Genomic DNA, 353 nt, shown 5'->3' with positions numbered 1-353 from the left:
GTTTAATAATGCTGGTTTTTCACTTTTCTCTGATAGCTTAATGGGGTATGTCGGTGATCCGCTTGTTATTTTTACGCTATCGTTACTGTTCATAGGTGGTGGTTTAGGTTTTACAGTCATTGTTGATTTGGTTAAGAATGGCTCAAAAGGGTTTAAACGTTTACAGTTACACACTAAGATAATGTTAGTTGCAACGCCAACCTTGTTATTAGTTGGGACATTGTTCTTTTATATTTTAGAGTATCAAAACCCTAATACATTTGGTGCATTATCCAGTGGTGATAAATGGTTAGCTGCATTTTTTCAATCGGCAAGTGCTCGAACGGCAGGTTTTAATAGTGTTGATTTAACTC

The 353-nt window shown here is 36.0% G+C and carries 1 protein-coding gene; it reads left to right on the top strand.

What is annotated here, in order from left to right:
* On the top strand, nucleotides 1-353 hold a 353-nt coding region (locus A6E06_RS18490), incomplete at both ends, for a potassium transporter TrkG (RefSeq protein WP_304362682.1).

The sequence above is a fragment of the Aliivibrio sp. 1S175 genome (genome assembly GCF_001690985.1).
Taxonomy (GTDB): domain Bacteria; phylum Pseudomonadota; class Gammaproteobacteria; order Enterobacterales; family Vibrionaceae; genus Aliivibrio.
The sequence above is the reverse complement of the archived record's forward strand: the minus strand, read 5'-3'. Positions and strand labels throughout refer to the sequence as shown.